The sequence below is a fragment of the Morganella morganii genome, assembly GCF_019243775.1.
In the GTDB taxonomy this organism is placed as follows: Bacteria; Pseudomonadota; Gammaproteobacteria; order Enterobacterales; family Enterobacteriaceae; genus Morganella; species Morganella morganii.
Genome location: NZ_CP069157.1, coordinates 2,161,189 through 2,173,131 on the forward strand (window position 1 = coordinate 2,161,189; position 11,943 = coordinate 2,173,131).

Consider the following 11,943-nt stretch of genomic DNA (forward strand, 5'->3'; position numbering starts at 1 on the left):
CACCAAACTTTTACAGCGTGATAATCAGTTGTTCGGAATAACCGAACATGTGAGCTATCCGGAAACTCCGGAGAGTTGAGCCTGTAAGATTATCACTGAGTCTCTTCATCATGCTGGTTTATGCATAACGGACATAAAACCACTGCCCCTCTTGCCACAACGATAGCCTGCTGAACTGCAGCGTGCTCTCCCCAGTAGTATCCAACATACACTGTACTTTTTGCCTGTTGTAATTTCGGACATGCCTTTTTATGCAGAACAGAACAAGTATCGCTGCCCGGTAACGTCAAAAAATAATCCATATACCCCGCCTGTTATTCTTTTATTCACAGAAATATGGATAACACCCTGACAAGAATTTTAAAAATTAAAAAAACTGTTGATTTCGACCTTAGCCTGCTCAAACCACCCCACTTCCATCCCGACACCCAATATCCAGCGGTTATGCTTCAGTACGGCTTTCAGTTTTGTTCCGGACCCCGCCGATCACATCACCTTCTTCCTTACCACCGGATTTGCACTATATTTAATACAGACAGAGCAAATTTAAGATTGCCAGCATGAAAACCTATACCGGTAAACGAGTCCCTTCATATCATTCTGAATGATAATCAAAACAAGACATCTCACCATGGTTAATTTTTTTTAATTATATTACGTGTAAATACATACTATTACGCTATAATAAAAAGGTAATGAAATTTCCATAAAATAATGTCGCTTATTCCTTATGCCGGTTATTCCCAAACCGGCTTTTTTTGCATCTGAAATAAGAAACTGATTCAGTTCAACCGAACTGACCTGCGCTACCAGAGTCTCACAGCAAGTATCCAGTTATTCGGAATAACCAAACATACGGCCCTCGGAAACTTCGGAAAACCTAACATGAAAGCCATTCTTACAAGTTGGAAAAATAAAAAAGCCTCACCGAAGTGAGGCTTACACCGTAGTTATACCTTTAATCCACAAAATACTATTAACAACGGTGCATTATATATTATGTTAGGACTGTAATTTTCAGGCCTTGTAAAACCCGCCAATATTGGCGGGTTTGGAACAAAAAATCAGAAACTAAGCCTTTATATCTTTATTTTCAATAGCTATCAACTGTGGTTTTTCTTCTTCCGGAATTTCATACTCTATATCCAATGTCAGCAATCCGCAGGATAATTCTGCATTCCGAATTTTGACATTCTTACCAAGGTTAAATTCTAATGAAAACTGGCTTTTTAATATCCCTTGGTGTACCCATTTCTCTGATTCATTAACTACTTCTGCAGGTTGTTTACCCTGAATACTAAGTTTGCCACCTTTCAATGATACCTCAAGATCATCTTCCCTGTATCCGGGAACACTAACCGTCAGTTGATAGTGCGCATCATTTAATTGCTTCAGGTTATATGGATGTTCTGAGGTTATTGGCCTGTTGCCCGTAAGTTGACTGAATAAACGGTCCATCTGGTCAAAGCGATTTGACAGCAAACTATCAGATAATGCCGGAAATAATGAAAAAGAACTAATGTTCTGCATAATTCCTCCTTCAGTATTTCAATTTATTCTTTTTAAATACACATCATGGTATAACTTACCCTGATGCGTTATTTATATAGGGATGAGATCTTGACTTTCAATGACTCATTTACATTTCTTTACAAAAATCACTTCGTGACCAGCAACCAACCTCAGATTTTACAGCATAAAAATAGTTAAAAAGGCATTTGAATTTATAGGGTAATAGACAATCTACTAAAGCTGCCCCCTGTTACTCAATAATTTACCTCCGATAATCAATAATGTCCTATACTTTATAGTGAAAAGCAAACCGGAGAGAAAAGTATGTATAAGAATATTCTGGTACCGATTGACACTTCTAATAAAGCACTGGTTAACCATGTCATCCCTCACATCGAATCTCTTTCAAAGTTTGATGACCCGCACATACATTTTTTAGTCGTTATACCAAGCTACAAAATGTTTATCGGCCTTTCATACGGCATAGAAAAAGAAATCATTACAGAAGATAATCAACGATTGAAGTTAGCAGAAGCTGACCTTAAAAATGAAGTTTCAAAATTTAATCTTCCGGAAGATCGGGTTCATTATCATGCAATTCTTGACACTCCGATAGATGGGATTTTGACTACCGCAGAAAAAATACACGTTGATTTAATAATCATCAGCTCAAGATCACCAAATATTTCAACCAAATATCTACTTGGGTCTACTGCATCAGCTGTAGTCCGCTATGCAGAAACATCCGTCCTGATTGTCCGCTAATACATATCGCCCGCCATAGCGGGCTTTTTCATATACAATTATGACACTCAATACTGTCCATATCATACCGAAGTATTTAGCTGTTCAGAATGACCGAACATGTAAACAGCTCAGAAGAGTTAAACCTGTAAGTTATCGATACACACCAGACTAAGATGTAAAAACACATATTATTCAATTAAATACATAATTTTTATTAGCCGTCATTAGTAGATAGGCGACGAAAATAACCTTTAATATAATTTTTAACAATCAAACCGCATATTTACACATTTAGCCTGAATGTAAAAATTGCCTGAACTTACAAAAATTATTTGATTGAAAATAATTAGTGCTGGTTTTTTTTTATTCAGCTTCGCAAGGCTGTCACATGCCGACTGAAACCCACCAAAACATGCTTCATCATACAATGACTCGGCCTTTGGTTGGCTTTTTTCAACGCCTTCACCAGAGAGATGCATCTCTGCCAACTTTGCCAGTGCAAATGCATATTTTTGATCGGCCGCTTTCTTATACCACTCCGCTGCAACGCGGTAATTCTGTTCTATTCCCTTCCCGTAATAATACATTTTCGCAAGCTGGTATTGAGAAAATGCATTTCCCTGTTCAGCTGCTTTCTTATACCACTCTGCCGCTTTTAAAAAGTCCGGATTAACTCCATCACCGTCTTCATAGATAGCACCAAGACGAAACTGAGCACCAGCATTTCCCTGCTCACCTGATTTATGAAACCACTCAATAGCCTGCCGGTAATCCTGTTGCACTCCCTCCCCCTGAAAATACATCTCCCCCAGAGAATATTGTGCGTACTCATTACCCTGTACCGCAGCTTTTGTATACCAGTCAGCCGCCGTTTTATAATCTATGGGAGCACCATTACCGTAGTAGTAATAAGATCCGATTGTAACCTGGGCACCAGCGTCACCACCATTTGCCGCCTCGCATAATGCCGAATCCTGAGTATCGAGCTCACAATTCGCTGAGTATGCAGTATCCGTGTGAATCAAAAAAAAGGCACAACAATATTTTTTTCATAATAGTTCCCGTTTTGCAGTTAACGGAAATCATATCAAAAACAAAAATTGCAGACATAAATAACTGCGATTGTGAGGTTTCAGCTCATAAGTAATGGGTATAGGGCACCCAATGACAATCTTTGTAACTTATTTGTACAGAGAATTTTCTCCCGGAGGTCTGGTCTTAAACCTTCTGTGTGCCCACAAGTATTGGTCCGGAGCATGCATGATTTCTGCCTCAATAATCTGATTTAGTTTCTCAGCATCTGCCAGGTCATCTCCACACGGAAAATCAGCAATTTCTTTACCAATTATTAATTCATAAGGCCTCTTACCACTTTCATTATTTCTTATCATCGTTGCAGTAAGTATCGGCGATTTCGATAATTTGGCTATAGCTGCCACTCCTTTTGATGTAGAAGCATTAGCTACCAAAAAAAAAGGGGCGAAGATAGTACCTTTAGTTCCAAAGTCCTGATCCGGAGCAAACCAAATAGCCTGCCCGCGTTTTAGTTCCGATACCATAAACTTCAGATTCTTACGGTCGATCATCCCGCTTCCGGAACGGCTTCGGCATCTTGTTTGTATATACTCCATTGCTTTATTGTTGTGGGGACGATACATAGCATTTACAGGAAAACACAGCCCCATAACTCGGCCCCCAAGTTCCAGTGACATGGAATGAATACCAATAATTAAAACACCATTATTTTTGTCATATACATCATTGAAATTATCACAACCCTTTACTCTAAATATTTCATTAATTCTTTTGTCATTCCAGAACCAGGCAATACCGGTTTCAAATAATGCAATCCCTAAAGATGACAGATTACTTGCGACCATACTCTCTATCTGGATTTTATTTCTGTCAGGAAAACATAATTCTAAATTTTTTTTTAATTATGGATACCCGCCTTTTCAGGAACAAACCAGAAAAACGACCTAACTTATCGCCTAAAAACACAAGCCATGGATAAGGCATCTGAACCAAACAGAAAAGTAATAGGATACCAATCCAGGTTAATATGTACCTTGGGTGAAGAAGCCTGATAGAAAATTTATTCAGAGAGTACATTTTTTCCTGATAAGTAATAATTACTGCATAATAAAAAGGCCTGATAATATTATCAGGCCTTGGGATTTAGTTTTTTCTATTGCCTGGACAACAGCATCACCGTTTTACAAAAAATGCATTTTGCTCCATGCGGATTTGATGCGGAAACATCAAAGTGCGAAGTCCGGTATTGTGTTCCACTGCAACAGGGGCACTGAAAAAACAGTGCTATTATCATTGGTGCGCCTTAGAGACCCACCACATTTGATGCAGACGGACCTTTTGCCCCGTCTTCAATATTGAAAGTAACATTCTGACCTTCAAATAATGTCTTGAAGCTGTCGCTCTGGATCGCAGAGAAGTGAACAAACACATCTTTGCTGCCGTCAGCTGGGGTAATGAAGCCAAAACCTTTCGATTCGTTAAACCATTTTACTGAACCAGTCATTGTATTAGACATAGAATTTCCTTTAATTTTTTTGATTGCCATAAGGCATATGAGGTTTGTTTTTTATTTTTACTTATGGGAATTAATTAGAAGGAATTCGCAATGAAGTGGTATCGGGGATAACGCTAAATGGTGAACGACTTTAAACTGACTAGCATAAATAGGCCTGTACTTCCAAACCAGTGACGCTATTAAGCCACAGATGATCACAAATAGCAAACTTTATTATTTTATCCCTCAGATATTACGTATCACTACACGTAAATCACGACTGATTTTAACAAATTATCTTATCTGTTTATCAACATAAAAAAACCCCGTAAAAACGGGGTTTCAGTTTGTAATCAATACGACACAGAAATAACTCTGATCACAATAGCGTCTTTTTTACGATCGTAAAGCACTAATTTTTAAATCATGTAATTTGTTCATAAACGTCCGCATACCTCCACGATGTGATGTACCGTCCATTTCCAGTTTTACATCTCCCATTATGAGCATTCCTTCCACCAGCCCTTCTGCCTTCTGGAGTTTTTTCCCTATGTGAGTGTCTGAGCACCCGTATTTCTTCGCCAACTGGATAAACGTTTTGCCGAAAACATAGTAGTCAAAAAGCAGATCATGCATATCACTGTTGCGGATATTCAATTTTGCCATAATGCCAGATATCACCAGAGCATCATCATCGCTGCATGATTGCCGACTCTTAATTTTTTCAGGGATCAGCCCTTTAAACCCAGCAGCAATTGGTGACCAATATACTGATTCCTGATTATCAACAACCCAAGCCCCCCACCGCTCTAACACCTGGTGAATATCACGCATACATCACCTCGTTATTTTGTAGGCTATGAGATTTAATATCTTCCGATAAAACGGAAATGATACTTCCTGCATAGTTGCCCTGAAGAGTAGAGTTAATCCAATGTTCGTCTCTCATTGCTCTTTCCCCTGATTGCCTTTCATCTTGGTTTTGGTCATCAGCACGCCGTTGCAGATAACATGTCTTTCACACCGGGTGTCTTGGTTAAACATGCCGGTTTACTCCCAACTCCCTGATAGCTGTAAATCTGACAGTAAAGGCATGTCCTTTCTCTTGCGCTGAAATGATCCTCATGGTTCTCCTGTACCAGACATAAACGAGAGGAAGCCACAGGAGCGTTGATATAGCCCACGCGACAAAGGCCTTTCCTAACTCCAACATAATGATTTAAGTTCCTTCAGTTTCCGCCGGTACTCATCCCGGATGCGCTCGTAGTCTTCCCGCTTCCACTTCGGCAATTCATGTTTCCCTATCAGACGGTCGAAGCGTTCCTGGCCGATTTTCTCAATCAGCCGCAGCGTATAGTTTTCGATGTTTCCTGATAGATGGTTATTACATGGGGCACATTGCTTATGGACGTTATCCTCATCAAACCGCAGTTCCGGATTGGCCCCGGTGGTTCGATAGTGCCCAGCGTGATACTGACCTGCGTGGTGACGCCCACAACTGATACACGGCTGGTCTTTGTCCCTTTCCCGGATGTATGCGTTGAATGCGGTCTGTGCTTGTTTTGCGAAATATGAGAGGGGTTTTACTGCTAACTTGCGGATTTTTAATTTATCTTTTGCTTCACGTTCTTTTTGCTGCTGCTCCTTTCTTAATTTTGCTTCAGCCTTTTCCCTTTCCCTGCTTCGTCGTTTTATTGCCAACTCAGCACCATGCTCAGGACTGCACCACCACTCATTACTAAATTTTGGGTGAAACCACTCCCGGCAGATTTTGCATTTCCGCCTAAGTGTTCTTGCCACAGCTACCTCTTTTTGTTCTATGCTTAATACGGATTGAAAATAAATTTCGGGAGGACATATGTATAAAAGTATTCTGGTACCTATTGATACTTCTAACGAAACCCTGATTAAACACGTCATTCCACATATAGAGTCACTTTCAAAAATTAATGACCCTCATATCCATTTTTTAGTTGTTATCCCCAGTTATACGATGTTTATCGGATTTGCATATGGCATCGAGCAAGAAAAGTTCATGGATGATAATCAGCGTCTGGAACAAGCCAAACTTAATCTTAAAAACGAAGTTTCTAAATTTAATCTCCCGGAAGACAGGCTTCACTTTCATGCTGTTGTCGGGATGCCGAGAGATGGGATCCTGAATGTTGCCGAAAGAATTCAGGCCGATTTGATTGTTGTCAGTTCCAGAGCGCCGAATATCACAACGAAATACCTGCTTGGTTCCACAGCTGCATCTGTAGTCCGCTACGCAAAAACCTCGGTTTTAGTTGTCCGTTGACGCCGGTAGCCCGCCCCGGCGGGCTTTCTATTTTTCCTGCTTATTTTTTAATTTCATATACTCTGATTCTCTGGGAATGATGATCGGTATCCCTTTCTCAATGCACCACTGTTCATGTTTCTCCATCATGTAGAGCATCCGTACTTTATCCATTCTGCTGGTTTTTTCACGCTCTCCGTTTTCATTCCGGCCAAGCCAGTAACCGACAAAGTATTCGTGAGTTTCTTCATTGGTTATCGGCTTCGATATAACCACCTCTCCAGCTCCGTTCCGGATATCAATAACCACACCGCGTGCACGCAGCCAGTCGCCCGTGGTTTCCATCCACATGCGCCATGTCTTGTTCATCGGGATTGTCCGGAGGTCACGCCATTCGGTGATTTTGATTCGATACCGTTTACCGGTTTCAGCTACTTCTGAGAGAGTTTTGAGAATACCTTTGAGATTGGATTTATGGAGACAGATATCATCTGTCAATTAACCTCCCTGCTTTTTTCGTACTTTGTAAATGCGACTCTTCGATTCCACGCAGCTATTGCTTCCAATTCATCAAACCGCTTAATCCGCGCACCACATTCGTCACACGCAATACCAAACAACGTAAGTCCGTGACTGCTGGGGCTGTGTATCGTGATATCAGCACATCCACAAAACGGACAGCTCAGTAACTCCTGCGTTTTCTCTGTCATTTGAACCTCATTAACCAGCCGGTAATGTTCCTGTCGATGATTTCGGTGTGCTGCACTTTTTGCGCTCTCCTGCACATAACGTATGTAGCCACACCATAGATCGGATAAATGAACGGCGTAGTCACTGCAATGAAAATCATGGTAAACAGTGTTATCGCAGTGAATGGTAGCTCTCTGATTTCTGTATCAAGCCAAAAAAGCCATTTTGAATCCTTCAGAAACTTAACGTAGGTGTGCGCCGTAAACGCCATGCAGTCGAAGAGGTTGAAGTCATAACCGGCGGCGGCAGCATAAATCGGCCTGTCAATAAAGTGCCTGAGAGTTACCGGGTATTTTTTGAAATACTTCATCACTCCTCCGGTGGTTGTGGCGGTGTCTGAGTCTGATCCGGAAGTATGCTGCGAGCTCCGGCCATGTATGCACGATATCTGATATCAATCTCGCTCAATTTATACCCAGTGATGCCGAAAAAATCTTTTCTCCGTTTATTCATGATGTATTCGACTGTGTACCCCATTTCCCCAGCACACCACTTTTCAAAATCCGTTGGTTCCATAACCAAAATCCTTCTGTCCTGGGTTATGACGCTACTTAACCTGCCTGCGGAAACTTTCCCATGTGAAATTGATAACGGTCGGCGAACCCATTCTCAGGCGGTCAATAACCCGATCACCTAATGCTTTTGTCAGTTCGTCAAAATTGAGATTGGTCAGCACACCTACCGGCTTCTTGTTCGATGACCGGCGGTCTACCACCTGGAAGATAATCAGCTCTTCGTTCAGGTTATTACGCTGTACGCCGACATCATCCAGCACCAGTAAATCCACTTCGCACAGGTCGCTGATCAGCTGCGACTCAGTAGTTTTTGCCCCTTTCTGGTATGTCTCACGGACACGCATCATCAGGTCCGGCAGAGTGGCAATCAGAATGCTTTTCCCGTTCCGGATTATCTGGTTGCCGATAGCCGCTGCCAGATGGTTTTTACCGGTACCGGGGTTGCCGCTGAAAATAAACCCGCCAAATGATTTTCCAAACTCAGCTGCGTACTGCTGTGATTTACTGAGAGCCCGCTGCTGTTCCTGCGTTATCGCCTGGTAGTTATCGAACGTGCATTCCTGGTGTAACGGGCTGATACCGGAACGCCCCATGATTTTATGCAGTCGAGCCACACGGTTTTCGTCAGCAATCCGTTTCGCATCGATAGCGCCCTGCTCACGCTGCCACGCCATCAGCTCAGCAGCATTCGTGAATTTTGGCTTGATGTGCTTCGGCTTCATGCGGTTAAACCGCGCCAGAGTCTGCGCTGCTGTTGCCATCAGAAGTCCTCCGGTATGAATTGCTGAACACGTTTAGGCTGGACAATGCGTTGCCGTGTTGGTGGTGATTTCGGCATAAACAAGCCAGTCCAGCCGTTTGATATCGATTCGTCGATTACGCTCTCAGGTGTATACCCAGCCTCGTAAAATTTAGTCAGTCTGGATATCAGCCCGTTTAGTGTCTGTTTTGTCCTGATCGGTTTTTTCAGGTCTTTCCGGTAGGTAACCCAGTTCGCCCAGGTATCACGGCTCAACCAGTCAGGCAGCGGGTGTGCATTTGCATCAAACGGTTCTGACTTGGCCGGTTTTTCAGGTTTAGGGGATATAGGGGTATATATATTTTCTTTTTTCTTTAAAGTATTTCTTTTGTGTGTCTCCAAACCAGAGACATTGTTTGTCTCTAACTTAGAGACTTTTTTTTGTCTCCAGATTAGAGACACTGTCTCTAAGTTGATTTTTCCACGCCGAAACCTCTTTGTTTACCCCTATCTTATTGCCATCTTTCACAATGTAATTCATTGAAATTAATTCGTTCTTTACCTTGTTAACGTTCTGCCGGGACAGGCCGGTAATTTCTGCCAGCTGAGAATCTGTTATCCGGTCATTTTTCTTCCCGAACCCGTATGTTTTTCTGATCAGTGCCAACATTACCCGGAACTGTCTGGCCGTCAGGTTGCAGCATGAGAGAGACTCCAGCAGTTCGTTGGCGAGTTTAGTGTAACCATCGTCCAGGTCTGCCACTCGTGATTGCTCCTGCTTAACAGGGAATTCATACACTTCCGCTGTATTCATAGCGACCTCCATATCTTTGTTTCGTAATTACTTTCATGTATAATTACTCCGTTATTTGCTGTATCAAAAAAGGGAAACTTTATGTTTCCCTCTTTTCAACAACACTGGCTATTGATACAGTATAAATATTAAGTGCTTTTCTTAATACGCCTCTGCTGCTCCAACAGCCGGGGCGTTTTCTTTTATTCTCATCTGAGATAGCTCACCAATCTGTTTCCACAGAAACCGATACTCCTCCTCACTGATTTTTCTCTCGCCAGGCAAAACAAAATCCCTGATACCGGCTGCGGCCAATGTTTCGCATATCTCCGGTAACTTTTCTGTTCTGCGCAGGATTGTTGAATCGTGAACACCGAGTAATTTTGCAACTACCGTCTGTGTGGTGTTTCTGATTGCCTGATGAGCGGTTGTCATCAGATGATTTGACACAAACCGGTTGAACGATTTGCGTGGATTTGCATTTTCCATAATGTAAATTCCTTTTGGTATAGATAGTCCGTAGCTCACATCCTGTGAGGTAGTTTTATATGTAAATCGTCACTTTATCAGTGACTCCGTAGCAGCTAACAGCTCTGCGATTGTTAAAGAACCAGGGTAACTACATATACCTCTGCGGATACAAAATCTGCATTTCAGTGATTTTTTGTTCGTAAAATTTCACCAATTTTTCAGCAATCTCAAGTGATGCCGCCTGAGCGCCGCGCTCCAAACGACTGAGGTTCCCGACATCGTAGTTAATTGCGGCTGCTACCTCTGCAATTGTTAATTGCTTCTCCAAACGAATTTTCCTTAACGGCGTTATTTGCATATCTCACTCCATTTTGAATGCGCCACACGCATATTACCATATACTTTGATATGCGCAATACGCTTTGTGTGAGACGCATAAATAAAGTTGAATGATAATATGAAAATAGGAACAAAAATTAGAGCTCTCAGAAAACAGAAGGGATTAACAATCCTGCAATTAGCCACTGCTATTGATAGCGACGTGGGGAATATCTCTCGCCTTGAAAGGAATATCCAAGGCTACTCCGAGAGCACATTAACAAAAATTGCGGCTGCTCTTGGTGTCACGGTAGCCGACCTATTCTCCGATACCACTACACAGCAACAAGATGATAATGTTGAGTTTGTTGGATTCGTCCCCAATGGCATGGTTAAAGTAGTTGGGGAAGCATTCCTGGGGATTGATGGCGCAGTGGATATGATAGAGGCCCTTGAGGGATGGGTTCAAATTTACAGCGATGATAAGGACGCTTATGCCCTCAAAGTTAAGGGTGACAGTATGTGGCCCAGGATTCAATCAGGTGAGTATGTGGTTGTTGAGCCCAACACAGTAGTCAGATCCGGTGATGAGGTCTTTGTGCGCACTGTTGAAGGTAAGAACATGGTAAAAATACTGAATAAAACCAGAGATGGTAGTTACCAATTCACCAGCGTCAACAATACTCACCCGCCAATCACAGTTGATCCACGTGAAGTGGAAAAAATGCACTATGTGGCAGCGATTGTAAAGCCGACTAAGTTTATCGATAAATGCGAGCAATCATAAGCCAGTACTGATAATCAAGCGTGTTCTAAGGACAAACTATGGCATTCAATGACACTGAAGTCGTACAAATTAAACAATGTATGAACTATTTCATGGAAAAGCGTCGTCCACCAAAGCATATCCGGGATGAACATGATCTTCAGTATCGTATTGAAGACGATAGCGTAATCATTTTCGAGGTTAGACAACTGTCCTGGAGCACCGGACGTGCGGAAGAAATGCTGGCCAAAATAACAAACAACAGAAACAGCAACTCGTGGTCCCTGTTCTGGTCTACTGATAATAATGAATGGCGGCACTATGACGGCCGAATGATAGGCAGTTTTTCTGACGCAATAAAAATTATTGATGAAGATGCAGATCATCGATTCTTCGGCTAACAGTGGCCTGACGACACGTTTTAGCGTGTAGTGGTAAGCCGTCAGATAATATTAAAAGTAGAGATATCGTCATCACTGTAATAAACTAACAACATCACAGGGGTACCGATACAAAGCAGAAGA

Annotated in this window: 20 protein-coding genes and 1 pseudogene; 4 read left to right on the forward strand and 17 right to left on the reverse strand. The window is 42.0% G+C overall.

Going from position 1 to position 11,943, the window contains the following annotated elements:
• Nucleotides 1-92: 92 nt before the first annotated feature.
• Nucleotides 93-302 carry a hypothetical protein gene (locus JL661_RS10500; RefSeq protein WP_015422643.1) on the reverse strand — a complete coding sequence of 70 codons (210 nt, stop codon included), beginning with the start codon at nucleotides 300-302 and terminating at the stop codon, nucleotides 93-95.
• A gap of 769 nt (nucleotides 303-1,071) precedes the next feature.
• The gene (locus tag JL661_RS10505; RefSeq protein ID WP_004242347.1) at nucleotides 1,072-1,530 is read right to left on the reverse strand and encodes an Hsp20 family protein; all 459 of its coding nucleotides are present in this window, start codon (nucleotides 1,528-1,530) and stop codon (nucleotides 1,072-1,074) included.
• Nucleotides 1,531-1,836: 306 nt separating this feature from the next.
• Here JL661_RS10505 and JL661_RS10510 point away from each other — a divergent pair, with 306 nt between their 5' ends.
• Nucleotides 1,837-2,277 carry a universal stress protein gene (locus JL661_RS10510; RefSeq protein ID WP_062772582.1) on the forward strand — a complete coding sequence of 147 codons (441 nt, stop codon included), beginning with the start codon at nucleotides 1,837-1,839 and terminating at the stop codon, nucleotides 2,275-2,277.
• A 245-nt stretch (nucleotides 2,278-2,522) separates the two neighbouring features.
• Here JL661_RS10510 and JL661_RS10515 read toward each other — a convergent pair whose 3' ends face one another.
• From JL661_RS10515 to JL661_RS10535, 6 genes and pseudogenes are all read right to left on the reverse strand, one after another.
• Nucleotides 2,523-3,284, reverse strand: coding sequence for a tetratricopeptide repeat protein (locus JL661_RS10515; RefSeq protein WP_218480969.1), 762 nt, complete (start codon nucleotides 3,282-3,284; stop codon nucleotides 2,523-2,525).
• Nucleotides 3,285-3,440: 156 nt separating this feature from the next.
• A pseudogene (lpxL, locus tag JL661_RS10520) lies at nucleotides 3,441-4,371 on the reverse strand (LpxL/LpxP family Kdo(2)-lipid IV(A) lauroyl/palmitoleoyl acyltransferase).
• Between the two features lie 76 nt (nucleotides 4,372-4,447).
• Nucleotides 4,448-4,588, reverse strand: coding sequence for a cold shock small protein YmcF (ymcF, locus tag JL661_RS18420; protein ID WP_223302381.1), 141 nt, complete (start codon nucleotides 4,586-4,588; stop codon nucleotides 4,448-4,450).
• Nucleotides 4,589-4,597: 9 nt separating this feature from the next.
• Complete coding sequence (gene cspE, locus JL661_RS10525) at nucleotides 4,598-4,810, reverse strand: transcription antiterminator/RNA stability regulator CspE (protein WP_004242341.1); 213 nt, start codon at nucleotides 4,808-4,810, stop codon at nucleotides 4,598-4,600.
• 375 nt (nucleotides 4,811-5,185) lie between these two features.
• The gene (locus JL661_RS10530; RefSeq protein WP_062772579.1) at nucleotides 5,186-5,623 is read right to left on the reverse strand and encodes an antiterminator Q family protein; all 438 of its coding nucleotides are present in this window, start codon (nucleotides 5,621-5,623) and stop codon (nucleotides 5,186-5,188) included.
• Between the two features lie 366 nt (nucleotides 5,624-5,989).
• The gene (locus tag JL661_RS10535; protein WP_062772575.1) at nucleotides 5,990-6,589 is read right to left on the reverse strand and encodes a recombination protein NinG; all 600 of its coding nucleotides are present in this window, start codon (nucleotides 6,587-6,589) and stop codon (nucleotides 5,990-5,992) included.
• Nucleotides 6,590-6,647: 58 nt separating this feature from the next.
• On the opposite strand from JL661_RS10535, the gene JL661_RS10540 reads away from it, so the two are divergent.
• Entirely contained in the window at nucleotides 6,648-7,088 is a 441-nt protein-coding gene (locus JL661_RS10540) for a universal stress protein (protein ID WP_062772572.1), read from the forward strand.
• A 27-nt stretch (nucleotides 7,089-7,115) separates the two neighbouring features.
• Here JL661_RS10540 and JL661_RS10545 read toward each other — a convergent pair whose 3' ends face one another.
• The 9 genes from JL661_RS10545 to JL661_RS10580 form a co-directional block, all read right to left on the reverse strand.
• Nucleotides 7,116-7,565 carry a NinB/YbcN family protein gene (locus JL661_RS10545; RefSeq protein ID WP_062772569.1) on the reverse strand — a complete coding sequence of 150 codons (450 nt, stop codon included), beginning with the start codon at nucleotides 7,563-7,565 and terminating at the stop codon, nucleotides 7,116-7,118.
• Entirely contained in the window at nucleotides 7,562-7,777 is a 216-nt protein-coding gene (locus JL661_RS18685) for a Lar family restriction alleviation protein (protein WP_062772567.1), read from the reverse strand. Before JL661_RS18685 ends, JL661_RS10545 begins: the two co-directional genes overlap by 4 nt.
• Nucleotides 7,774-8,127: a hypothetical protein gene (locus tag JL661_RS10555; RefSeq protein WP_062772565.1), complete on the reverse strand. Its 354-nt coding sequence runs from the start codon at nucleotides 8,125-8,127 to the stop codon at nucleotides 7,774-7,776. Before JL661_RS10555 ends, JL661_RS18685 begins: the two co-directional genes overlap by 4 nt.
• Nucleotides 8,127-8,333, reverse strand: coding sequence for a hypothetical protein (locus JL661_RS10560; protein WP_062772562.1), 207 nt, complete (start codon nucleotides 8,331-8,333; stop codon nucleotides 8,127-8,129). The genes JL661_RS10555 and JL661_RS10560 overlap by 1 nt, the downstream gene beginning before the upstream one ends.
• A gap of 31 nt (nucleotides 8,334-8,364) precedes the next feature.
• Entirely contained in the window at nucleotides 8,365-9,093 is a 729-nt protein-coding gene (locus JL661_RS10565; protein WP_062772560.1) for an ATP-binding protein, read from the reverse strand.
• Nucleotides 9,093-9,533, reverse strand: a complete 441-nt coding sequence (locus JL661_RS18735; RefSeq protein ID WP_487250680.1) for a hypothetical protein — start codon at nucleotides 9,531-9,533, stop codon at nucleotides 9,093-9,095. The genes JL661_RS10565 and JL661_RS18735 overlap by 1 nt, the downstream gene beginning before the upstream one ends.
• Entirely contained in the window at nucleotides 9,499-9,885 is a 387-nt protein-coding gene (locus JL661_RS18425) for a replication protein (protein WP_247718660.1), read from the reverse strand. Before JL661_RS18425 ends, JL661_RS18735 begins: the two co-directional genes overlap by 35 nt.
• 141 nt (nucleotides 9,886-10,026) lie before the next feature.
• Nucleotides 10,027-10,353: a hypothetical protein gene (locus JL661_RS10575; RefSeq protein WP_062772557.1), complete on the reverse strand. Its 327-nt coding sequence runs from the start codon at nucleotides 10,351-10,353 to the stop codon at nucleotides 10,027-10,029.
• A 130-nt stretch (nucleotides 10,354-10,483) separates the two neighbouring features.
• Nucleotides 10,484-10,693: a helix-turn-helix domain-containing protein gene (locus tag JL661_RS10580; RefSeq protein ID WP_081113475.1), complete on the reverse strand. Its 210-nt coding sequence runs from the start codon at nucleotides 10,691-10,693 to the stop codon at nucleotides 10,484-10,486.
• A 99-nt stretch (nucleotides 10,694-10,792) separates the two neighbouring features.
• Between JL661_RS10580 and JL661_RS10585 the strand changes: the two genes are divergently transcribed.
• Together JL661_RS10585 and JL661_RS10590 are read left to right on the forward strand one after the other, a co-directional pair.
• Entirely contained in the window at nucleotides 10,793-11,440 is a 648-nt protein-coding gene (locus tag JL661_RS10585; protein WP_036414490.1) for an XRE family transcriptional regulator, read from the forward strand.
• A 38-nt stretch (nucleotides 11,441-11,478) separates the two neighbouring features.
• The gene (locus JL661_RS10590) at nucleotides 11,479-11,820 is read left to right on the forward strand and encodes a DUF3024 domain-containing protein (protein ID WP_062772554.1); all 342 of its coding nucleotides are present in this window, start codon (nucleotides 11,479-11,481) and stop codon (nucleotides 11,818-11,820) included.
• The last annotated feature ends 123 nt before the right edge of the window (nucleotides 11,821-11,943 follow it).